The organism is Rhizobacter sp. SG703, assembly GCF_012275445.1.
GTDB lineage: Bacteria > Pseudomonadota > Gammaproteobacteria > Burkholderiales > Burkholderiaceae_C > Rhizobacter.
The window spans coordinates 1-22,018 of record NZ_JAAZQK010000002.1 but is presented as its reverse complement, the minus strand read 5'-3'; the positions used below and the strand labels follow the sequence as shown (position 1 = coordinate 22,018).

General features: G+C 68.0%; 21 protein-coding genes. 8 read left to right on the top strand and 13 right to left on the bottom strand.

Annotation, left to right across the window (positions count from 1 at the left end):
* Positions 1–33: 33 nt before the first annotated feature.
* Together mutL and FHT26_RS03120 are read left to right on the top strand one after the other, a co-directional pair.
* Positions 34–1,917, top strand: coding sequence for a DNA mismatch repair endonuclease MutL (gene mutL, locus FHT26_RS03125; protein WP_168558730.1), 1,884 nt, complete (start codon positions 34–36; stop codon positions 1,915–1,917).
* A 2-nt stretch (positions 1,918–1,919) separates the two neighbouring features.
* Positions 1,920–2,513 (top strand): MarC family protein, encoded by a 594-nt coding sequence (locus FHT26_RS03120; RefSeq protein WP_210427237.1) that lies wholly within the window; start codon positions 1,920–1,922, stop codon positions 2,511–2,513.
* 59 nt (positions 2,514–2,572) lie between these two features.
* Here FHT26_RS03120 and FHT26_RS03115 read toward each other — a convergent pair whose 3' ends face one another.
* From FHT26_RS03115 to FHT26_RS03105, 3 genes are all read right to left on the bottom strand, one after another.
* Complete coding sequence (locus FHT26_RS03115; protein ID WP_168558728.1) at positions 2,573–3,541, bottom strand: porin; 969 nt, start codon at positions 3,539–3,541, stop codon at positions 2,573–2,575.
* Between the two features lie 186 nt (positions 3,542–3,727).
* Complete coding sequence (locus FHT26_RS03110) at positions 3,728–4,480, bottom strand: amino acid ABC transporter permease (protein ID WP_168558727.1); 753 nt, start codon at positions 4,478–4,480, stop codon at positions 3,728–3,730.
* An 18-nt stretch (positions 4,481–4,498) separates the two neighbouring features.
* Positions 4,499–5,368, bottom strand: coding sequence for a basic amino acid ABC transporter substrate-binding protein (locus tag FHT26_RS03105; protein WP_168558726.1), 870 nt, complete (start codon positions 5,366–5,368; stop codon positions 4,499–4,501).
* A 206-nt stretch (positions 5,369–5,574) separates the two neighbouring features.
* Between FHT26_RS03105 and FHT26_RS03100 the strand changes: the two genes are divergently transcribed.
* Positions 5,575–6,771 carry an acyltransferase family protein gene (locus tag FHT26_RS03100; protein ID WP_168558725.1) on the top strand — a complete coding sequence of 399 codons (1,197 nt, stop codon included), beginning with the start codon at positions 5,575–5,577 and terminating at the stop codon, positions 6,769–6,771.
* Here the strand turns inward: FHT26_RS03100 and FHT26_RS03095 are convergent.
* Positions 6,734–7,522 (bottom strand): ferritin-like domain-containing protein, encoded by a 789-nt coding sequence (locus FHT26_RS03095; RefSeq protein WP_168558724.1) that lies wholly within the window; start codon positions 7,520–7,522, stop codon positions 6,734–6,736. The genes FHT26_RS03100 and FHT26_RS03095 overlap by 38 nt on opposite strands.
* 37 nt (positions 7,523–7,559) lie before the next feature.
* Between FHT26_RS03095 and FHT26_RS03090 the strand changes: the two genes are divergently transcribed.
* The 3 genes from FHT26_RS03090 (at position 7,560) to FHT26_RS03080 (ending at position 9,655) form a co-directional block, all read left to right on the top strand.
* Positions 7,560–8,087, top strand: a complete 528-nt coding sequence (locus FHT26_RS03090; protein WP_168558723.1) for a gamma carbonic anhydrase family protein — start codon at positions 7,560–7,562, stop codon at positions 8,085–8,087.
* 100 nt (positions 8,088–8,187) lie between these two features.
* Positions 8,188–9,159, top strand: coding sequence for an Hsp33 family molecular chaperone HslO (hslO, locus tag FHT26_RS03085; protein WP_168558722.1), 972 nt, complete (start codon positions 8,188–8,190; stop codon positions 9,157–9,159).
* A gap of 19 nt (positions 9,160–9,178) precedes the next feature.
* On the top strand, positions 9,179–9,655 hold the full coding sequence (locus tag FHT26_RS03080) for a CopD family protein (protein ID WP_168558721.1): 477 nt from the start codon (positions 9,179–9,181) through the stop codon (positions 9,653–9,655).
* Between the two features lie 45 nt (positions 9,656–9,700).
* Here FHT26_RS03080 and FHT26_RS03075 read toward each other — a convergent pair whose 3' ends face one another.
* The 9 genes from FHT26_RS03075 to mutS are packed head-to-tail and all read right to left on the bottom strand — an operon-like array spanning position 9,701 to position 19,378.
* Positions 9,701–10,327: an AAA family ATPase gene (locus FHT26_RS03075; protein WP_168558720.1), complete on the bottom strand. Its 627-nt coding sequence runs from the start codon at positions 10,325–10,327 to the stop codon at positions 9,701–9,703.
* A complete protein-coding gene (gene pnuC / locus FHT26_RS03070; RefSeq protein WP_246867700.1) occupies positions 10,324–10,953 on the bottom strand; it encodes a nicotinamide riboside transporter PnuC in 630 nt (209 codons plus the stop codon). Before pnuC ends, FHT26_RS03075 begins: the two co-directional genes overlap by 4 nt.
* A gap of 1 nt (position 10,954) precedes the next feature.
* Positions 10,955–11,236: a cell division protein FtsB gene (gene ftsB / locus FHT26_RS03065; RefSeq protein WP_168558719.1), complete on the bottom strand. Its 282-nt coding sequence runs from the start codon at positions 11,234–11,236 to the stop codon at positions 10,955–10,957.
* Positions 11,237–11,257: 21 nt separating this feature from the next.
* Positions 11,258–12,541: a phosphopyruvate hydratase gene (gene eno, locus FHT26_RS03060; RefSeq protein ID WP_047594661.1), complete on the bottom strand. Its 1,284-nt coding sequence runs from the start codon at positions 12,539–12,541 to the stop codon at positions 11,258–11,260.
* Positions 12,542–12,588: 47 nt separating this feature from the next.
* On the bottom strand, positions 12,589–13,443 hold the full coding sequence (kdsA, locus tag FHT26_RS03055) for a 3-deoxy-8-phosphooctulonate synthase (RefSeq protein WP_168558718.1): 855 nt from the start codon (positions 13,441–13,443) through the stop codon (positions 12,589–12,591).
* Positions 13,440–15,119 (bottom strand): CTP synthase, encoded by a 1,680-nt coding sequence (gene pyrG, locus FHT26_RS03050; RefSeq protein WP_168558717.1) that lies wholly within the window; start codon positions 15,117–15,119, stop codon positions 13,440–13,442. The genes kdsA and pyrG overlap by 4 nt, the downstream gene beginning before the upstream one ends.
* 51 nt (positions 15,120–15,170) lie before the next feature.
* Positions 15,171–15,998, bottom strand: a complete 828-nt coding sequence (locus tag FHT26_RS03045) for an alpha/beta fold hydrolase (protein WP_168558716.1) — start codon at positions 15,996–15,998, stop codon at positions 15,171–15,173.
* Positions 15,999–16,001: 3 nt separating this feature from the next.
* Positions 16,002–16,826 carry a proteasome-type protease gene (locus FHT26_RS03040; protein WP_168558715.1) on the bottom strand — a complete coding sequence of 275 codons (825 nt, stop codon included), beginning with the start codon at positions 16,824–16,826 and terminating at the stop codon, positions 16,002–16,004.
* Positions 16,823–19,378, bottom strand: a complete 2,556-nt coding sequence (gene mutS / locus FHT26_RS03035) for a DNA mismatch repair protein MutS (protein ID WP_168558714.1) — start codon at positions 19,376–19,378, stop codon at positions 16,823–16,825. The genes FHT26_RS03040 and mutS overlap by 4 nt, the downstream gene beginning before the upstream one ends.
* 238 nt (positions 19,379–19,616) lie before the next feature.
* On the opposite strand from mutS, the gene FHT26_RS03030 reads away from it, so the two are divergent.
* The gene (locus FHT26_RS03030; RefSeq protein WP_168558713.1) at positions 19,617–20,924 is read left to right on the top strand and encodes a tyrosine-type recombinase/integrase; all 1,308 of its coding nucleotides are present in this window, start codon (positions 19,617–19,619) and stop codon (positions 20,922–20,924) included.
* A 389-nt stretch (positions 20,925–21,313) separates the two neighbouring features.
* Positions 21,314–21,811, top strand: coding sequence for a hypothetical protein (locus tag FHT26_RS03025; protein WP_168558712.1), 498 nt, complete (start codon positions 21,314–21,316; stop codon positions 21,809–21,811).
* Positions 21,812–22,018: the final 207 nt, after the last annotated feature.

Genomic DNA, 22,018 nt, shown 5'->3' with positions numbered 1-22,018 from the left:
AGCGATAGCGACGGGGGGCCTAAAATCTTCTGGATGAATGCCCTTTTGCAGCCCGTTCCCCGCCGTCCGATCCGCGAGCTGCCCGATGAGCTGATCAGCCAGATCGCCGCCGGCGAAGTGGTCGAGCGGCCGGCTTCGGTGGTGCGCGAGCTGGTCGACAACGCGCTCGATGCCGGCGGCCGCGAGATCGCCGTCAAGCTGGTGGCCGGCGGGGTGCGCAGCATCCTGGTCGAAGACGACGGGCAGGGCATCCCGAGCGACGAACTGCCGCTCGCGCTGCGCCGGCATGCCACCAGCAAGATCGCGTCGCTGGCCGAACTCGAAGGCGTCGTCACGATGGGGTTCCGCGGCGAGGCGCTGGCGGCCATCGCGTCGGTGGCCGAGCTCGGCATCGCGAGCCGCACCGAAGGCGCGCCGCATGCGCAGCGGCTCGACGCGCGCTCCGGCGAACTGGTGCCGGCAGCGCGCGGCATCGGCACCAGCGTCGAGGTGCGCGAGCTGTTCTTCAACACGCCGGCGCGCCGCAAGTTCCTGAAGACCGACGCGACCGAGTTCGCGCACTGCCTCGATGCGGTGCGCCGCCATGCGCTCGCGCGGCCGGACGTCGGCTTCGCGGTGTGGCACGAGGGCAAGCTGTCGCAGCAGTGGCGCCGCGCGGCGCAGGCCCAGCGCATCCGCGACGTGATGGGCGATGAGTTCGTCGAGCAGAGCTGCGAGGTGCTGCTCGAAGCCGGCCCGATGCGCATCACCGGTCGTGCCGGCACGCCGGCTGCGGCCCGCGCGCGCGCAGACCAGCAGTATGTTTACGTCAACGGCCGCTACGTGCGCGACAAGCTGATCGCCCACGGCGTGCGATCCGCGTATGAGGACGTGCTGCACGGCGGGCGCCAGCCGGCCTACGTGCTGTTCATCGAGATCGCGCCCGACCGGGTCGACGTCAACGTGCACCCGACCAAGATCGAGGTGCGCTTCCGCGATTCGCGCGAGGTGCACCAGGCGGTGCGCCGTGCAGTGGAAGGCGCGCTGGCCGCGCCGCGCGCTGCGGTGGCCGCCGGCGACGAGGCCGGTGGCGTCGCCGGCGTGCTGCTCGCGTCGGAACACCTGGCCGGCTACGGCGCGCTGCCGGCGGCACGGCCGGCACCGTCGTTCGCCGGTGGCGGCTACGCGCCGTCGCCGATGCGCCCGCAGGTGCAGGGCGCGCTCGGGCTGCAGCAGGTCGCGACGCTGTGGGGTGGTGGTGGCGATGCCGTGCCGCCGGCACGCGTGGCACCGGTTCTCGCAACGCCTTCTGCGGTGCCGTCGACAGCGCCGGCGCTCGACTTCCAGCGCGACGAATGGCCGCTCGGCCGCGCGGTCGCGCAGATCGGCGGCGTGTTCGTGCTGGCCGAGAACAGCCACGGGCTGGTGATCGTCGACATGCATGCGGCGCACGAGCGCATCGTCTACGAACGCCTGAAGGCGAGCCTCGGCAGCACCGCGATCGACAGCCAGCCGCTGCTGATCCCGGCCACGTTCGCCGCGACCGCGCAGGAGATCGCGACCGCCCAGGCGCAGGCCGACAACCTGCGCACGCTGGGCCTCGACGTCTCGCCGCTGTCGGCCACGACGCTGGCGGTGCGCTCGCAGCCGGCGGCGCTGGTCGGCGGCGACGTCGTCGAGCTGGCGCGCAGCGTGCTGGCCGAGCTGTCGCAGTACGACGCCAGCAGCGTGATCCAGCGCGCGCAGGACGAGCTGCTGTCGACGATGGCCTGCCACGGCGCGGTGCGTGCGAACCGGCAGCTGACGATCGACGAGATGAACGCGCTGCTGCGCGACATGGAACGCACCGAGCGCTCCGACCAGTGCAACCACGGCCGACCGACCTGGCGGCAGATCACGATGAAGGAGCTGGACGCCCTGTTCTGGCGAGGCCGTTGAGCATGGATCACAGTTTCTTTTCTGCCTTCGTGCTGCTGCTGCTGGTGCTCGACCCCCTGGGTAGCCTGCCGATCTTCATTCCGATCATGCGCGAGGTGCCGAAGCAGCGGCGCCGCTGGGTCGCGATGCGCGAGGTCGGCATCGCGTTCGGCGTGCTGTTCTTCTTCATGTTCTTCGGCAACGGCTTCCTGCGCGTGATGCACCTGTCGGAGCGCTCGCTCGAGGTCGCCGGGGGCGTGATCCTGCTGATGGTGGCGATCCGGATGATCTTCAGCCACGAAGGCGGCGTGTACGGCACGACCGAGGGCAGGGAGCCGTTGATCTTCCCGCTCGCGGTGCCGCTGCTGGCCGGCCCGTCGGCGATGGCGACCGTGCTGCTGCTGGCCTCGCGCCAACCGGACCGCCTGCTCGACTGGGTGGCCGCGCTGACGGCGGCGATGGCGGTGTCGGGTGCGGTGTTGATGTTGTGCGACCGCATCCGCCGCCTGCTCGGCGATTCGGTCGTCTCGGCGATCGAGAAGCTGATGGGCCTGGTGCTGACGGCGATCGCCGTCGAGATGGTGCTGGCCGGCCTGAAGCGCTACTTCCTGGGCTGAAAGCAAAAAAGGCCGGTCTTGCGACCGGCCTTCCTGCTTCGATCCTGCGGGTGCAGGGATCAGAAGTTGTGGCGGATGCCTGCGGCGATCGAGCTGAAGTCGACGCCGGCCTTGCCGGTCGCATAGGTGGCCAGCGCCTTGTTGTCGACCTTCGTGTAGAAGGCGTACAGCTTGGTGCGCTTGCTCAGGTTGTAGTTGTACGCGACGGTGGCTTGACGCGAATCGGTGTCGTCGATGTCGTCGAGCTTGCCGGCGAAGCCGACGTTCAGGTGGAACTCCGAAGCGCCGACGGCGTACATGCCCGACAGGCGCACGATGTTGACCTTGCCGTCGAGCGGCTGGAACGTGCTGCCCAGCTCGGCGCGCTGGTAGTAGCCGCCGAACGTGAAGTCGCCCAGCGTGTACAGCGCGCGGACGGCGAACTGCTTGTCGGACTTGTTCTTCGAGAAGCCGGCGCCGAGGGCCAGGTTGCCGGCCGAGTAGTTGGCGGCCAGGTCATAGGCCTTCTCTTGGCCCGGAACTGCTTCGCCTGCCGACACGGCCGCTTCCAGCGACAGGTTCTTCACGAATTCCGGCGCGCGCCATGCGACCTTGTTCGTGTCGCGCATGACGTATTGGTACAGCGCGTCCGACGAGGTGCCGGTGTCATGGTTGTGCATGCTCACGTAGTCGGCCGTCGCGTAGTACGACTCGCTCGTGAAGTTGCCCAGGCGCAGCGTGCCCAGTTCGGCGCTTTGCAGGAAGACTTCCGACTGGCGGGCCCAGAAGGCGGTCTGGCTTTGCTTGCCGTTGTCGGCGTTGAAGCCGTGTTCCAGCTGGAAGCCGGCCTTCAGGCCGCCGCCCAGGTCTTCGACACCCTTGAAGCCGATGCGCGAAGCGTTGTTCTGCAGTGCGTAGATGCTGTCGTCGCCGGTCTTCTGGCGCTCGACGGAGTCGTTCAGGCGACCATAGATCGTGACGCTGCTTTGTGCGAACGAGGTGCCTGCGGCAACGGTGGCCAGCGCGGCGACGATGAGGGAGCGTTTCATGGAAGCTGTCCTTGGGGTTGGGATGTTCATGGTTCTGCTGCACCCTTTGCTTTTGTCTTGAAGGTGCAAGACGCAAATGTTATGCGGGGGAGGCTTCGATGGCGAAAACCGTCGACACGAACGCGCGAAACCTTGCCAGAAATGTTGTGACCAAACGACATCTGCCCGCGGCGGACGCCGCGGGGTTCAACGACCGCGCAAGTGAGCGGGAGCTTCCAGGCGCTTGGCCAGCATCGACAGCAGCAGCGTCAGCACGAGGTACAGCGCCGAGATCGCGAGGTAGGGCTCCCAATAGCGCGAGTAGGTGCCGGCCACGGTGCGGGCGGCCAGCGCCAGTTCGGCCAGGCCGATCGCCGACACCAGCGACGAGTCCTTGATCAACGTGATGCCCTCGTTGACCAGCGCCGGCATCATGCGGCGGAAGGCCTGCGGCAGCACGATGAAGCGCATCGCCTGCGGGTGCGTCAGGCCCAGGCTGTAGGCGGCCTGGGTTTGCCCGAGGTGGATGCTCTGGATGCCGGCGCGGAAGATCTCGGAGATGTAGGCGCCGGCGTTCAGCGTCAGCGCGAGGGCGCCGGAGAAGAACGCGCCGTGCTGCTGGCGGAAGTCGCGGGCGGCCTCGCCGCTGAGCAGCAGGCCGCCATCCGGGTGGATCAGCGCCGGCATCAGCGCGAAATGCACCAGCAGGATCTGCACGAACAGCGGCGTGCCGCGGAAGAAGGTCACGTAGGCCAGCGTGACCGAGCGCAGCGCGGTCAGGAACCAGCGCGCCGGCAGCGATTTCGGGGGCGGCGCGTCACGCGAGCTGCTGACCAGGCCGAGCAGGACGCCGAGCAGCAGCCCGGCGCCGATCGCGATCAGCGTCAGCAGGATCGTGTTCCACAGGCCCGACAGGAAGAGCGGGCCGTAGCCGGCCAGAATGCTCCAGCGCAAGTCCATGACCGGCTCGGTGCGGCTTTACTTCGACGCGGCCGAAGCGGCCGGCGCGGCGGCTGCCGGCGCGCCGAAGTACTTCGCGTAGATCTGGTCGTAGGTGCCGTCGGCCTTGATGTCGGCCAGCCCCTTGTTCAGCTTCTCGAGCAGCTCGGTGTTGCCCTTCTTGACCGCGATGCCGTACTGCTCGGGCGCGAAGGCCTTGTCGGCGACCGTCTTGAACTTGCTGTCGGCGTTGTTGGCGACGTAGTTGATGACCACGCCGTTGTCGGCCACGACCGCGTCGACGCCGCCGGCTTCCAGCTCCTTCAGCGCGAGCGGGGTCGACTCGAAGCGCTTGATGTTGGTGCTGGTCTTGCCCTGCAGCTTGCTGACGACCTCGTCGCCGGTGGTGCCGGTCTGCACGCCGACCTTCAGCTTCTTCAGGTCGTCGAACTTCGAGATCTTCGAGGTCTTCTTGACGGCGATCAGCTGCTGCGCGTCGAAGTAGGGACCGGCGAAGTCCATCGTCTGCTTGCGCTCGTCGGTGATCGTGATCGCCGAGACCAGCAGGTCGCGGTCGCCCTGGCCGAGCGTGTTGAAGATGCCTTCCCACGGCGTGTTGGTGAACTTCACCTCGATGCCGGCCTTCTTCGCGATGGCGGTGACGACGTCGATGTCGAAGCCGACGATCTCGCCCTTCTCGTTCTGCGATTCGAACGGTGCGTACGCGGCGTCGGTGCCGACGGCGTAGACCTTGGCAGGCGCCGGGGCCGGTGCGGAGGCGACGGCTTCGGGCGCCGAAGCGGCCGGCGCGGCGGCGGTGGGCTCCTGCTTGCTGCAGGCGGCGAGCAGCAGGCCGGCGACGGCCAGGCCGGCTGTCTGCAGGAAGCGACGGGTGGTCAATGCGGTCATGGATACCCCTGGGGTGGTCTGTGTGAGAACGGGATTGTTGGGTCCGCGAGCCATAGCAAGTCGCGGGCCGGTGGAGTGTAAGCCGGCCGAAACCGGTTTCCCGGTGGGGTGGTCGCCGGGTTGCACCGACCGCCGCGGCCCGTGGATACGGGGTGTCGCGCGGCGCAGCCCGATGCTACAAACGGCCTCGACCCCGGAACGTTCCCATGAATTCCTCTCCTGCTGCGCGCATTCCGCAGCACCTTCCCGCGCTCGACGGCGTCCGCGGCCTGGCCATCGCGCTGGTGCTGTGCCACAACTTCCAGATCCTCGAAGGGCCGCCGGACCTGATCGGGCGGGTGGCCGAACTCGCGTTCGACCTCGGCTGGATCGGCGTGCAACTGTTCTTCGTGCTGAGCGGGTTCCTGATCACCCGCATCCTGCTGCAGACGCAGGATGCGCCGAACTACTACTTCGCCTTCTTCGGGCGGCGCCTGCTGCGCATCTTCCCGCTGTACTACGCGACGCTGGCCGTCGCGTTCATCCTGCTGCCGGCGCTGGGCGCGATGCCGGCGCGCTGGGAGGCCGACCGGCCGCAGCAGCTGTGGCTGTGGCTGTACCTGTCGAACTGGACCGCGCCCTACGGCAGCGCGTCGCATGCGTTTCCTCATTTCTGGTCGCTCGCGGTGGAGGAGCAGTTCTACCTGCTGTGGCCGCTGCTGGTGCACCGGCGTTCGGCCGCGCAGGTGCTGCGCTGGTGCGGTGCGATCGCGCTGGCGATCCTCGGCGTGCGCATCGGCATGCTGGCGGCCGGGTTGGGACCGGACCCGGTGTACTCGTTCACCGTGACGCGGCTGGACGCGCTGGCGATCGGCGGCGCCGCGGCGGCATGGCTGCAGCTGCCCGGCGCACCGGCACGGGCGATCGCGCTGCGCCAGCGCTTGATCGCCGCGGCGCTGGTGCTTGCGGCCGTCGGATTCGTCGCGACGCGCGGCTACCCGCGCACCTCGCCGCTTGGGCAGACGCTCGGCTACAGCGTGCTGGCGCTGGTGTTCGCGCTCGGGGTGGTGGCCGCCGCCGCGGGCGATGCGGTGGCGGACGGCGTGGCGGCCCGCGGCTGGGTCGGCTGGCTGCGCGCCGCGCCGCTGCGCCTGCTGGGCCGCTACAGCTACGGCATGTACGTCTTCCACAAGCCGCTGCACGACCTGGCCGGCAAGCCGCTGCTGCAGTCGCTCGGGCTGTACGAACACGCCGGCAGCGCGGTGGCGGTGGCCTACATCGCGGTCGCGACGCTGGTCACGCTGGGTCTCGCGATGGTGTCGTACCACCTGTTCGAGAAGCGCTTCCTCGGGTTGAAGCGGTGGTTCGTGGCCGAGCCGGCAAGGCTCATGGCTGCGTCAGGAAGGCCAGTTCCTCCGCGCTGAACCCCGCCGCCTCGCGGGCTTCGCGGTTGAACGGCGGGCGCAGCCGCGGGGCTTCGTACTGCCGCACCAGCAGCGCGTAGTGCGCGATCGGGTCGAGCCCGTCGCGCCGGCACAGCCAGCGGTACCAGTGGTTGCCGATCGCGACGTGGCCGATCTCGTCGCGCAGGATCACGTCGAGGATCTCGACCGTGCGCTCGTCGCCCGCCTTGCGGAACTTGGCCTGCAGCGGCGGCGTCGCATCGAGCCCGCGCGCCTCCAGCGTGCGCGGCACCAGCGCCATGCGTGCGACCACGTCGCCCGCGGTGCGCTGCGTCATCAGCCACAGGCCGTCGTGCGCATCGAAGTCGCCGTAGTCACGTCCCAAGCTGCGCAGGTGCTCGCGCAGCAGCGAGAAGTGCAGCGCCTCTTCGCTCGCGACGCGCAGCCAGTCGGCATAGAAGGCCACCGGCATGCCGGCGAACCGGAAGGCGGCGTCGAGCGCCAGGTTGATCGCGTTGAACTCGATGTGCGCGATCGCATGCAGCAACGCCGCGCGGCCCTCGGGCGTGAAGGCCGAGCGCATCGCGACCTCCTTCGGCGGCACCAGGCGAGGGCGCCCGGGGCGGCCGGGCAGGTCCGCGGGCACCGCGATGGCCTCGTCGGGATCGATCCGCGCCGCATCGAGCTGATCGAACAGCGCACGCGCCGCCGTTGCCTTGTCGGCCGGGTCGCGAAGGCTCAAGACCTCCAGGGCGCGCTGTCGCGGGTTCATCCCTAGAATCATAGGCTCTGCATTTCGGACGCTTGCCATGGCCGTCTACCAACTGGGGGAGCTGTCTCCCGACATCGCTGCATCGGCCTGGGTGGCCGACAGCGCCCGCGTGATCGGCAATGTGAGCCTGGGCGACGACGCGAGCGTCTGGTTCGGCGTCGTGGTCCGCGGCGACACCGAGCGCATCGCGATCGGCCGCGGCAGCAACATCCAGGACAACAGCGTCGTGCATGCCGATGCGGGGTTTCCGGTGTCGGTCGGCGAGAACGTGACGGTCGGGCACCAGGCGATGCTGCACGGCTGCACGATCGGCGATCATTCGCTGATCGGGATCCAGGCCGTGGTGCTGAACGGCGCGAGGATCGGCAGTCACTGCCTGGTCGGCGCCGGCGCACTGGTCACCGAAGGCCAGAGCTTTCCGGACGGCTCGCTGATCCTCGGCACGCCGGCCCGCGTGGTGCGGCAGCTGTCGCCCGAGCAGATGCAGGGGCTCGAGAAGAGCGCCGCACACTATGTCGAGAACGCCCGGCGCTACCGGGCTGAATTGAAAAAGGACAGTCGATGAGCAAGCGCGGGACGAGCGCCGGGCCGCTCCCAAGCCGGCCCGCGGTCCTCCGAGGGGACCGTCCGACGTACCCGTCGTACCCGTCGGATGAGGGGCTGTCATGAGCGAATTGCACAAGTTCCTGTTCGAAGGCCTGCCGGTGCGCGGCATGCTGGTGCGGCTGACCGATTCGTGGGTCGAGATCTTGCGCCGGCGCGCCGAGGCGTCCGATGCGTTCCCGCCCGCGGTGCGCGCGCTGCTCGGCGAGATGTCGGCCGCGGCGGTGCTGATGCAGTCGAACATCAAGTTCGAAGGCGCGCTGGTGATGCAGATCTTCGGCGACGGGCCGGTCAAGCTCGCGGTGGCCGAGGTGCAGTCCGACCTGGCGTTCCGCGTCACCGCCAAGGTGGTCGGCGATGTCGCCCCCGACGCTCGCCTCGACGCGATGGTCAACGCCGCCGGCAAGGGCCGCTGCGCGATCACGCTCGACCCGAAGCCGCGCGGCCCCGGCCAGCAGCCCTACCAGGGCGTGGTCGCGCTGCACGGCGACCGCGGAGAGCCGCTGCGCAAGCTGGCCGACGTGCTCGAGCACTACATGCTGCAGTCGGAGCAGCTCGACACGCGCCTGATCCTCGCGGCCAACGACCAGGTGGCGGCCGGGCTGCTGATCCAGCGCCTGCCGGTCGAAGGCGAGGGCAACCTCGGCGGGCGCCGCAATGAAGACGACATCGGGCTGGACGAGGGCTACAACCGCATCTCGCACCTGGCCTCGACGCTCACCGCCGACGAACTGTTGACGCTCGACGCCGAGACCGTGCTGCGCCGGCTGTTCTGGGAGGAGTCGGTGCGCCGCTTCCCGCCGATGACCGGCGAGCTGGGGCCGCATTTCGCGTGCACCTGCTCGCGCGAGCGCGTCGGCGCGATGCTGAAGGGCCTGGGCCGCGACGAGGTCGACGGCGTGGTCGCCGAGCAGGGTCGGGTCGAGGTGGGCTGCGATTTCTGCGGGCTGAAGTACCACTTCGACGCGGTCGACGTCGGCGAGCTCTTCACGATCGCGCGCGACCAGCCGCCGGGCAGCACGACGCTGAACTGAACTTCAAAGGACAACCGCGATGCTCTACGCCAGCCTCAAGGCGCTGCACTTCCTGTCGGTGATCGTCTGGCTTGGCGGCATGTTCTTCACGCTGTTCTGCCTGCGGCCGGGCGCGGCGCAGCTGCCGCCGGCGGAGCGCGTGCCGCTGATGCAGGCGGTGCTGCAGCGCTTCTTCGCGATCGTGCTGTGGGTCGCGTTGCTCACCGTGCTGAGCGGCGGCTGGATGGTGGGCCGGGTCGCGACGACGACCAGGGCGACCGGCGGTCCGTTCAACATGCCGCTCGAATGGAGCGTGATGGCCGGGCTCGGTCTGCTGATGGTCGCGATCTTCGGGCATATCCGCTTCGCGCTGTTCAAGCGCGTGCAGCGGGCGAGTGCCGCGCAGGACTGGCCGGCGGCCGGTGTCGCGCTGAAGGCGATCCGCGACTGGGTGGCGGTGAACCTGACGATCGGGGTGGTGATCGTCGTCGTCGTGATTGCCGGGACGATGACGTAAGCCTGTCCGCAAATCCGGGGCGATCGGCGCTCGCGCCTCCAGCGCCTACGGCAGCAAATGCCGCTCGCACTCCGCATCGCCGCAGCGCTCGCAGACCCACTGCCAGCGCGGGTTCGCGCGGGCTTCGTCGAGCAGCGAAGGCGCCAGCAGCGCATGCCGCACCGCCAGCAGCGCGTGCGACAGCCGCGACGGCCCGGTGCCGGCCACCACCGAATAGCCGATGCCGCCACGCCCGAGTGCCGCACGCACCAGCGCCGTGACCGGCTCGCGCACCTGCGGCCCGTCGCGCTGCAGGCCGTCGGCCTGCCACGGGATGTCGAGCGCCGTCAGCAGCGTCAGCGTGCAGCCGCGCTGCGCCTCGATCGCGCTGTCGTACAGGCTGCGATCGCCGAACACTTGCTCGCTGTAGACCGCGATCATCAGCGCGGTGGTGTCGGCGATCACGATGTCGTTCGCTTCGGCGGCGCGTGCAATGCGCTGCGACTGCTCGCGCGCGATGGCCGCCTGCTCGTCGACGCGCGGCGTGCGCGCGTGCCGGTCGCAGAACTCGCGCAGGTATTCGCCGACCAGCGCGACCGAATGCCCGTCGCGCTGCAACGAGGCCTGCAGCTCGCCGGCCAGCGTCGTCTTGCCGGTGCTCTCGGCACCGACGATCGCGATGATGCGGCTCATGTGGTGCGTTCGACCCGCCGCCACGCCTGCCAGCCGGCGAACGACATGCCGACGAAGATCGCGTACAGCACGGCCGTCAGCCACAGCCCCTTGTAGGCGAACAGCCCGACGCTGACGGTATTCACGACCACCCAGGTCGGCCAGTTCTCGACGTACTTGCGACCGAGCAGCCATTGCCCGACGACGCTCGCCGCGGTGGGGAAGGCGTCCCACCAGGGCACGTCAGTGTCGGTGTGGTGCTTCAGGAACCAGCCCAGCGCCGGCCACAGCGCGAGCGTCGCGGCGATCACCGCCAGCCGCCCGCGCGGACCCATCGAGCGCACCTGCAGCGCGCGGCCGTCGCGCTGCGTGCCGCGCAGCCACTGCCACCAGCCCCAGCCGGCGATCGCCGCGAAGAACACCTGCAGGCTGGCGTCGCCGTACAGCTTGATGTCCCGGAACAGCGCGACGTAGAGCAGCGAGCTGACGATGGCCAGCGGCCAGCCGAGTGGGTTGACGCGGATGTTGCAGACCACCATCGCGATCGCCAGCACGAAGGCGATCGCCTCGACCCAGCTGACCGGCGAGCCCCACAGCGTGAAAGCCGGGGCGAACAGCGGCTGCATCCCCTGCAGCAGGTCGGTCATGTCAGGGGCGTCTGGCGGTCGACACCTGGACGTAGATCTCGTCCGGCTTGACCATGCCGAGCTCGAAGCGCGCCTTCTCCTCGACCATCTCCAGGCCTTCCTTCAGGTCGCTGACCTCGGCGACCAGGCGCTCGTTGCGCGCGCGCGCCGCGTCGTTCTCGCCCTTCTTCTGCTCCAGCCTGGCCTGCAGCTCCATCACGCGCGGCACGCCGCCCTTGCCGAACCAGAGTTCGGCATGGACGAGCACCAGCAACGCGATGAGGCCGAGGGTGACGAGGCGCACGTCGAGAACAGCGGCTGCGGATCAGCGCAAGTTGTAGAACGCGCCGCGGCCGGGGTAGCTCGCGACGTCGCCCAGGTCTTCTTCGATGCGCAGCAACTGGTTGTACTTCGCCATGCGGTCCGAACGGCTCAGCGAACCTGTCTTGATCTGGCCGGCATTGGTGCCGACGGCGATGTCGGCGATCGTCGAGTCTTCGGTCTCGCCCGAACGGTGGCTGATCACCGCGGTGTAGTTGGCGCGCTTGGCCATCTCGATCGCGGCGAAGGTTTCAGTCAGCGTGCCGATCTGGTTGATCTTGATCAGGATCGAGTTCGCGATGCGCTTGTCGATGCCTTCCTTCAGGATCTTGGTGTTGGTGACGAACAGGTCGTCGCCCACCAGCTGCACCTTGGTCGTCAGGCGCTCCGTGATGTGCTTCCAGCCGTCCCAGTCGCCTTCGGCCATGCCGTCTTCGATGCTGATGATCGGGTACTTGTCGACCCAGGTCGCGAGGATGTCGGTCCACTCGGGCGCGCTCAGCGTCAGGCCTTCGGCGCTCAGCACGTACTTGCCGTCCTTGTAGAACTCGCTGGCGGCGCAATCGAGGCCGAGCGCGATCTGCTCGCCGGCGACGAAGCCGGCCTTGTCGATCGCCTGCAGGATCAGCTGGATCGCCGCTTCGTGGCTCGCGACGCTGGGCGCGAAGCCGCCTTCATCGCCGACCGCGGTGCTCATGCCCTTGTCGTTGATGATCTTCTTCAGCGCGTGGAACACCTCGGCGCCATAGCGCATCGCTTCGCGGAAGCTCGGCGCGCCGACCGGGATGATCATCAGCTCCTGCAGGTCGAGGCTGTTGTTCGCGTGGGCGCCGCCGTTGATGACGTTCATCATCGGCACGGGCATCTGCATCGCGCCCGAGCCGCCGAAGTAGCGGTACAGCGGCAGGCCGCTTTCTTCGGCCGCGGCGCGTGCCACCGCCATCGAGACCGCCAGCGTCGCGTTCGCGCCCAGCCTGCTCTTGTTCTCGGTGCCGTCCAGGTCGATCAGCGTGCGGTCGAGGAAGGCCTGCTCCGACGCGTCGAGGCCGAGCACCGCTTCGCTGATCTCGGTGTTCACATGCTCGACGGCCTTCAGCACGCCCTTGCCGAGGTAGCGGTTCTTGTCGCCGTCGCGCAACTCGATCGCTTCGCGCGAGCCGGTCGATGCGCCCGAAGGCACCGCGGCACGGCCCATCACGCCGGATTCCAGCAGCACGTCGCATTCGACGGTCGGGTTGCCGCGGCTGTCGAGGATCTCGCGGCCGACGATGTCAACAATGGCACTCATTCAGTCTTCCTTCAGGTTTTCGACTACTGCTAGGGTGATTCTGGCGGTCAGTTGAAATCGGCTTCGATGAAGCCGTTCTTCTTGGTGATGCGGTCGAGTTCCACCAGCGTGGACAGCAACGCTTTCATGCGCTTCAGCGGCACCGCGTTCGGGCCGTCGCTCAGCGCCTCGGCCGGGTTCGGGTGCGTCTCCATGAAGACGCCCGCGACGCCGACCGCGATGGCCGCGCGCGCCAGCACCGGCACGAACTCGCGCTGGCCGCCGGAGCTCGTGCCCTGGCCGCCGGGCAGCTGCACCGAATGGGTCGCGTCGAAGACCACCGGGGCCCCTGTGTCGCGCATGATGGCCAGCGAACGCATGTCGCTGACGAGGTTGTTGTAGCCGAAGCTCGCGCCGCGCTCGCAGGCCATGAAGCTGTCTTCCGGCAGGCCCTTGTCGCGCGCGGCGGCACGGGCCTTGTCGATGACGTTCTTCATGTCGCCGGGCGCGAGGAACTGGCCCTTCTTGATGTTGACCGGCTTGCCCGACTGCGCGACCGCGCGGATGAAATCGGTCTGGCGGCACAGGAAGGCCGGCGTCTGCAGCACGTCGACGACGGAGGCCACGTGTTCGATCTCTTCGGTGCTGTGCACGTCGGTCAGCACCGGCACGCCGATCTCGCGCCTGACCTTGGCCAGGATCTCGAGCCCGCGCTCCATGCCGGGGCCGCGGAACGAGGTGCCCGACGAGCGGTTCGCCTTGTCGTAGCTCGACTTGAAGATGAACGGGATGCCCAGCGCGGCGGTCATTTCCTTCAGCTGGCCGGCGACGTCGAGCTGTAGCTGCTCGGTCTCGACGACGCAGGGGCCGGCGATCAGGAAGAAGGGCTTGTCGAGGCCGACGTCGTATCCACAGAGCTTCATGCCGCGGCCTTCTCGGGTTGCGGCTGCTCGCTGCGGGCGGTCTGGTGCGCGAGCGCGGCCTGGATGTAGGAGCGGAACAGCGGGTGGCCTTCCCATGGCGTCGACTTGAACTCGGGGTGGAACTGCACGCCCATGAACCACGGATGCACCGTGCGCGGCAGCTCGACGATCTCGGTCAACTTCTCGCGCTGGGTCAGCGCCGAGATCACCAGGCCGGCCTCGCGCAGCTGGTCGAGGTAGTTGACGTTGGCTTCGTAGCGGTGGCGGTGGCGCTCGTTGACGACGTCGCCGTAGATCTCGTGCGCCAGCGTGCCGGGCGTCACGTCGGAGCTCTGCGCGCCCAGGCGCATCGTGCCGCCCAGGTCGGAGTTGGCGTCGCGGGTCTGGATCGAGCCGTCGGCATCCTGCCATTCGTCGATCAGCGCGATCACCGGGTGCGGCGTGTCGGGCTCGAATTCGGTGCTGTTGGCGTTGGCGAGGCCGGCCTTGTGGCGCGCGATCTCGATCGTCGCGACCTGCATGCCCAGGCAGATGCCCAGGTAGGGCAGCTTGTGCTCGCGGGCGAACTGGGCGGTCAGGATCTTGCCTTCGACGCCGCGCTTGCCGAAGCCGCCGGGCACCAGGATCGCGTCGTAGCGCGCCAGCTGGGCGACGTTGTCGGCCGTCAGCGTTTCGGAATCGACGTACTCGATGTTGACGCGGGCATGGTTGTGGATGCCGGCGTGGCGCAGCGCTTCGTTCAGCGACTTGTACGAATCGGACAGGTCGGTGTACTTGCCGCACATCGCGATCGTGACCTCGCGCTTCGGGTGCTCGACCTCGTCGACCAGCGCATCCCAGCGCTTCAGGTTGGCCGGCGGGGTGTTGATGCGCAGCTTGTCGCAGATCAGCCCGTCGAGGCCCTGTTCGTGCAGCATGCGCGGCACCTTGTAGATGGTGTCGGCATCCCACACCGAGATCACGCCCCATTCGGGCACGTTGGTGAACAGCGAGATCTTCTCGCGTTCTTCGTCGGGGATGCGGCGGTCGGCGCGGCACAGCAGCGCATCGGCCTGGATGCCGATCTCGCGCAGCTTCTGCACGGTGTGCTGGGTCGGCTTGGTCTTCAGCTCGCCGGCGGCGGCGATCCACGGCACGTAGGTGAGGTGCACGAACGCGGTGTTGTTCGGGCCCATGCGCAGGCTCATCTGACGCGCGGCTTCGAGGAAGGGCAGCGATTCGATGTCGCCGACGGTGCCGCCGACCTCGACGATGGCCACGTCGACCGCCTGCTCGGTGCCGAAGGCCGCGCCGCGCTTGATGAATTCCTGGATCTCGTTGGTGACGTGCGGAATGACCTGCACCGTCTTGCCGAGGTAGTCGCCGCGGCGCTCCTTCTCGAGCACGCTCTTGTAGATCTGGCCGGTGGTGAAGTTGTTGGCCTTCTTCATGCGCGTCGTGATGAAGCGCTCGTAGTGGCCGAGGTCCAGGTCGGTTTCGGCGCCGTCGTCGGTGACGTACACCTCGCCGTGCTGGAAGGGGGACATGGTGCCCGGATCGACGTTGAGGTACGGATCCAGCTTGATGAGGGTGACCTTGAGGCCGCGCGATTCGAGAATCGCTGCAAGCGATGCAGCCGCGATGCCCTTGCCCAGCGAGGACACCACACCGCCGGTGACAAAGACGAACTTGGTCATTGCAGGGTCAGCAAGCGCCTTGTCGACGATTGCCGTGGTGGTAAAGCGCGATTATAGGCGCGCAGTTTCGGCCCCTTGCTCGAACTCCCCCAGCCAGCGCAGCACCTCGGCGGCCGTTTGCCCCGGCTGCTCGAAGGGGAACAGGTGCGAGCCCTCGATCCACGAGATGCGCCTCTGCGTGAACCGCTCGGTGGCCTTCATGCCGACCTGGCGCACCTCGGCGGACTGCGTGCCGCCGATGAACGCCATCGGGCAGCCGAGTGGGCGGCGCAACAGCAGCCGCGGGATGTGGTGCGGCAGCGTGTGGTAGATCTGCGTCTCGACCTCGCGCCGGAAGGCCAGCGACTGGCCATGGCCCGACGGCTCGATGCCGGCGGCGATGTAGTCGCGCAGCACGCCGGGCGCCCAGCGCGCGAAGGCCGGCTTCGATTCGAAATGCGCGAACGCCGCCTCGGCGCTTGGCCAGTGCTGGCGGCGGCGCTTCGAGACGTGGCCCGGCGAGAAGCGCTTGCCGATGCCGGTCGCCTTGGCCACCTGCAGCGTGCGCGCCAGCAGCCCGCCGATCAGCGGCGAGTCCAGCAGCACGACGCCGCGCGCCAGGTCGGGCCGCTTCGATGCCGCCAGCACGCTGAGGAAGCCGCCCAGCGAATGCCCGACCAGCCAGACCGGCCCGGCCGAGGCGTGCTGCTCGATGAACGCGATCAACTGGTTGCGCAGCAGCGGCCAGTTGTTGGTGACGCGGTAGTGCTCGTCGTGGCCGAGCTTCTCGATCGCATGCACCTCGTGGCCGGCGGCGCGCCAGGCTGCGAACAGTTGCCGGTAGGTGCCGGCCGGAAAGCTGTTGGCGTGCGAGAAGACGATGCAGCCGCGCTCAGCCATCGATCAGACGATCTTCTCGCCCGGGTGCGTGATCTTGCGCATCGGCTCGAAGCGCTCGGACGGCACGCACAGCGGGTGCTCGGCGGCGCTGCCGTCCCACTGCGGGTCGTCGATCGATTCGAACACCTGGCGCAGCCGCTGGCCCCAGGTGCTGCGGATCATCGCGAAGTACGGGTTGCGCTCGTCGATGCAGACCATCTGCTGCGTCTGGAAGGTGTCGGCCTCGTAGACCAGCAGGTCCAGCGGCAGGCCGACCGACAGGTTGGACTTGAGCGTCGAGTCCATCGACACCAGCGCGCACTTGGCGGCTTCGTCGAGCGCGGTGTGCGGCGTGATCATGCGGTCGAGCACCGGCTTGCCGTACTTCGATTCGCCGACCTGGAAGTAGCAGGTCTCGCGGGTGGCCTCGATGAAGTTGCCGGCCGAATACACCAGGAAGAGCCGCATCGCCTCGCCGTTGATCTGGCCGCCGAGGATCATCGACGCGTTGAAGTCGACGCCGGCCTGCTTCAGCGACGGGCCATCCTGGTCGTAGACGCGGCGCACCGCGCTGCCGAGCACGCGGGCGGCGTCGAACATGCTGGTGCAGTTCCAGATCGTGATCGGCGGTTCGTCGCCGTTGTCCAGCTTCTCGACCTGCAGGATCTCGCGCACCGACTGCGAGATCGACAGGTTGCCGGCCGACAGCAGCACCATGAAGCGGTCGCCCGTCTTCTCGTAGACCATCATCTTGCGGTAGGTGCTGATCTGGTCCAGGCCCGCGTTGGTGCGCGAGTCGGACAGGAAGACGAGGCCGGCATCGAGCTTGATGCCCACGCAGTAGGTCATGACGGGGTGTCCTGCAGGTTCTTCAGGCGGTACAGCGCGTCGAGCGCTTCCTTCGGCGACAGCATATCGGGGTTGAGGCCGGCCAACGCCCGCTCGATGGCCGATACGGGTTTCTCGGCCTCGGGCGCGGGTGCTGCGAACAGGTCGATCTGCGCGCTGCCCGCGTGCTGCTGCGCTTCGAGCGCCTCCAGCGTCGCGCGCGCCTGGCGCACCAGCGTGCCGGGCATGCCGGCCAGCCGCGCGACCTGCACGCCGTAGCTGCGGCTTGCCGGGCCGGCCTGGATGTCGTGCAGGAAGACGATGTCGTCGCCGCTCTCGGCCGCCGACACGTGCACGTTCAGCGCGCGATCGTGCTTGACCGGGAATTCGGTCAACTCGAAGTAGTGCGTGGCGAACAGCGTGAAGCTCTTGTTGCGCTCGTGCAGGTGGCTCGCGATCGCGCCCGCCAGCGCGAGGCCGTCGAAGGTGGAGGTGCCGCGGCCGATCTCGTCCATCAGCACCAGCGAGTGTTCGCCGGCGCTGTGGATGATGGCGGCGGCCTCGGTCATCTCGAGCATGAAGGTCGACTGCGCATTGGCCAGGTCGTCGGCCGCGCCGATGCGGGTGTGGATCGCGTCGATCGGCCCGAGCCGGCAGGCGTCGGCCGGCACGAACGAGCCGATCGCCGCCAGCAGCACGATCAGCGCGACCTGCCGCATGAAGGTGCTCTTGCCGCCCATGTTCGGACCGGTGATCACGAGCATCTTGCGCGCCGCGTCGAGCCGGCAGTCGTTCGCCATGAAGTTGCCGCCGCCGGTCTCGGCCAGGCGCGCCTCGACCACCGGGTGGCGGCCGGCCGTGATGTCGATGCAGGCTTCGCGCACGAACTGCGGGCGGGTCCAGTTCAGCGTGTCGGCGCGTTCGGCCAATGCCGCCAATGCATCCAGGCTTGCGAGCGCGCGGGCCAGCCCCGACAGCGCCTCCAGGTGCGCCTGCAGCTGGTCGATCACCTGCTCGTAGAGCATCTTTTCGCGCGCGAGCGAGCGCTCCTGTGCCGACAAGGCCTTGTCCTCGAAGGCCTTCAGTTCGGGCGTGATGAAGCGCTCGGCGTTCTTCAGCGTCTGGCGGCGCTGGTAGTCCGTCGGCACCTTGGCGGCCTGGCCCTGCGTGACCTCGATGTAGAAGCCGTGCACCTTGTTGTATTGCACGCGCAGGTTGGCGATGCCGGTGCGGGCGCGCTCGCGGGTCTCGAGGTCGATCAGGAAGGCGTCGCAGTTCTGGCTGATGTCGCGCAGCTCGTCGAGCGGCGCGTCGAAGCCGCGCGCGATCACGCCGCCGTCGCGAAGCATCACCGACGGCTCGTCGGCGATCGCGCTGCGCAGCAGGGCTTCGATGGCGGGCGACGGGGTCAGTGCCTCGGCCAGCATCTCGAGCAGCAGCGCCTGGCGCGGTACGCGATCGCGTAGCGCGGGCAGGGCCTGCAGCGTGGCCCGCAGGCCGGTCAGCTCGCGCGGGCGCACCTGGCGCAGCGCGACGCGGGCGGTGATGCGTTCGACGTCGCTGATGCCGCGCAGCGTCTCGCGCAGCGGCTCGACGCCGTGCTCGATCAGCACGTCGAGCGCGTCATGGCGTTGCGACGCGACGGTGCGTTCGCGCAGCGGGTGCGTGAGCCAGTGGCGCAATGCGCGGCTGCCCATGCCGGTGCGGCAGGTGTCGAGCAGCGACAGCAGCGTGGGTGAGTCGTCGCCGCGCAGCGTCTGCGTGAGTTCGAGGTTGCGGTGCGTGGTGGGCGGCAGGTCGAGCAGGTCGCCGCTGCGCTCGACCTGCAGCGCGCGCATGTGTGCCAGCGCCTGGCCCTGGGTGTGTTCGGCATAGCTCAGCAGCGCGGCGGCAGCGGCTTGCGCGATGCCGAGCTCCTGTGCGTTGAAGCCGGCGAGGCTGGCGACGCGCAGCTGCTCGCACAGCTTGCGCAGGCCGAGCGCGGTGTCGAACTGCCAGCCGGGTCGGTGGGTGATCGCGTGGCGGGCCTGCGCGATGGCGGCGGGCACCTGGTCGCGGTCGACCAGCACCTCGGCGGCATTCAGGCGGGCGAGCCAGCCGGGCAGTTCGCGCTCGGTGCATTCGGTCAGCCCGAGCTGGCCGCTGCTGAGGCCGAGCCAGGCCAGGCCATAGCCGGTGACGCCGCGGTGGGTTCGCTGCGAGACGGCGAGCAGCAGCGCGTCGCGCTTGTCGGCGAGCAGTTCGGTGTCGGTGACGGTGCCGGGGGTGACGACGCGCACCACCTTGCGTTCGACCGGGCCCTTGGCGGTGGCGACGTCGCCGACCTGCTCGGCGATCGCGACGGCCTCGCCCAGCTTGATCAGCTTGGCCAGGTAGCTCTCGACGGCATGGAAGGGCACGCCGGCCATCACGACCGGCTCGCCGCCGCTCTGGCCGCGGCTGGTCAGCGTGATGTCGAGCAGCTTGTTGGCGCGCCGGGCGTCGTCGAAGAACAGCTCGTAGAAATCGCCCATGCGGTAGAAGACGAGCGTGTCGGGGTGCTCGGCTTTGATGCGCAGGTACTGCTGCATCATTGGGGTATGGGCCGAAATGGGCGTCGACGCGGGAGCCCGGCTGGCGGGCGATTCTTCCGCTAAGTCATTGAATTGCTGAGTATTTTTGTCGGATGACATGCTCACGATGGACTTTTCGGCGCGTATGGAAACTTGGGGGAACTTGGGCGTTCTGCGTAGGTTTGCGGACTTCTAAAATCGAAACCTACGCTGGGCTGCGACCTGGTCTTCCAGAAAACCTACGCTTGCAGGGAGCGCAATGCAGTTCGACGCCCGCGCAGCCAAGGCACTTCAGCCAAGCGCGCACCTTACCATCGACGGCTGCCCAGGCCTTCGTCTCGAAGCCACTCAAACCCGACGCGCTTGGACCTATCGGTACCGCAGTCCGGTCGACACGCGGATGCGCCAGGTCGGCCTGGGACGTTGGCCAGCAATGTCGTTTCCAGCGGCGGCGGCCGAGTGGGAGCGTTTGCGCGGGGAGCGCGACGCGGGCGGCGATCCTGCGCTGTCGAAGCGCCAGGCGCGGGAGGCCGAGCGGACGGCCCGTGTGGCTGCAAAGCAGGAGCAGCAGGATCGCGGGTACACGGTGCGCATCCTGTGCGAGGACTATCTGGTCGGACACGTCGATCGAGCCCGCAAGCCCAAGGGGGCGATCGAAGTGCGACGCATGTTCGACACGATGCTCGGCCCGCTCGACGCGGAGCCGGCTTCCGCGCTGACCCGGCGGCAATGCTTCGACCTGCTGGAGTCGCTGCAGCACATCCCTGTGCAGGCGGCGAAGCTGCGGGCCGAGTTGGGAGCTGCGTGGGACTACGCGCTCGATGCCGGGCGGATCCCGGAGTCCACGCCGAACTGGTGGCGCCAGAACATGCGCGGGCGGCTGCGCTCGAAGGGCAAGAAGATTTCCGGCGAGTCGATCGGCACTTCGAAACGGGCACTCAGTACAGCAGAGGCTGGTGCGCTCGTCGCTTGGCTTCCGAACTTTCCCCGCCTGGTCGAGGACGCGCTGACCGTCTACCTGTGGACGCTTGCGCGAGGCGCCGAGATCATGGCGATGGAATCCAGGGAGGTGACCAAGGAGAAGGACGGCTGGTGGTGGACCGTGCCGAAGGCGAAGACCAAGAACGCGCGGCACGCGAACGCCACGGACTTCCGGGTGCCGCTGGTTGGCCGGGCGCTCGACGTGGTGCGCCGACGCATGGAGGTGCACGAAGGTTTCCTGTTTCCCTCGCCAGGGGAAGGTGGCCACGTGTTGCAGAAGACGATCCAGACGGCGGTGCATTACCACCAGCCGTACAGCAAGACACGGCCGGAGCATGCTCGGCCACGTCTTCAGGTTACTCACTGGTCACCGCACGATCTTCGGCGCACCTCTCGCACCTTCCTCACGTCGCTGGAGTGCCCTGACGACGTAGGCGAGGCGATGCTGGGGCACATGCAGGAGGGGGGCAAGGGGATCTACAACCTGCACACGTACGACAAGCAGCGCCGTGTCTGGATCAACCGTCTGTCCGCGCACCTCGAAGAGTTGGCGCGGCGGCGGATACATCGATCCATCTCACGTTGAATGGCCGGTGGGCGACGGCAAGTGAGCACCGAGCGTCAGCGTCAGGCTGGTTGCGTTGGGTCATGTCCAGCCACCAAGCGACGGCTCGGACCGAAGGAAGGCGTTCGTCGCACCTCGCGTCGAGCCCCACGTAACGTACCCGAGCGGCCGGCTTGCAACGCCTGAGCGGATAGGGCCGTTTGGCGGCGCCAACTTGGTCGAACGGCTGCTCTCGCGAGTTGCGAAGCGGAGCTATCGACCCATCAGCGACATTCGTCAAGCCTGACTCGGTGTCTGGAAGCGGACACCCGATGGGAGCCGACGGCCATCGGGTTCGTGAAGATCCCATGGTCAGTTTTTGCCTTCACCTCTAGTAGGATGATCAGCTGACACTCAACCTGGAGAGTAGTTTGCGAGTCCTCATTCCCATTGTTCTGATTGGTCTTCTGGGCGGCTGCGCCAATCTGCAGGAGCCGATTCCCCCTGGGTACGCTGGGCCGACGGCGCTGGTGGGCGACAACTGTGTCGCAGAGAGCGGATCAAAGGCCAGATGCTTCGTTGTCGAGGCGGTTGACGGCAATCAGATCAACAACGCACTGATTGCCTCGCGACAGGCAAGTTCTGGCAATGGGTTCGCTCTCACGACGCGCAATACGGCGCGACGGCTGACAGCGATGTCGATGAAAGTGAAGCTTGTCGGCACGCACGTGACCGCCGCGCCGATCGAGGCCCTGGCTAGCAAAGCGGCAGGCACGTTCTTTTCCGTGGAGGGCATCGTTGAATTCACTCCGACGGCTGACGTTGTCTACCGGGTCAATGGCGAACTGACCAAGGAACGATCGAGTGTCTGGATCGAGGAAGCAAGCTCTGGTCAGGTCGTGACCAACAAAGTTTCATCGAAGCTTTGAAGAAGGAATGTAGTTGGTCAGAGCGCTGCGATGGGGCGCCTCGCGCTCGCTGCGCCGACAGCTGGAAGCCCCACAGACGGGCAGAAAGCAGTCGGTGGAGAGCGGCAGATTTTGGCCGCATGCCGAAATTCCTGGCGGCAGGTATCGAAGCCTGCACCCCTCGCGGGGACGGTTGTTACCGTGCGTCTACCATTCCGCCACGCCGGT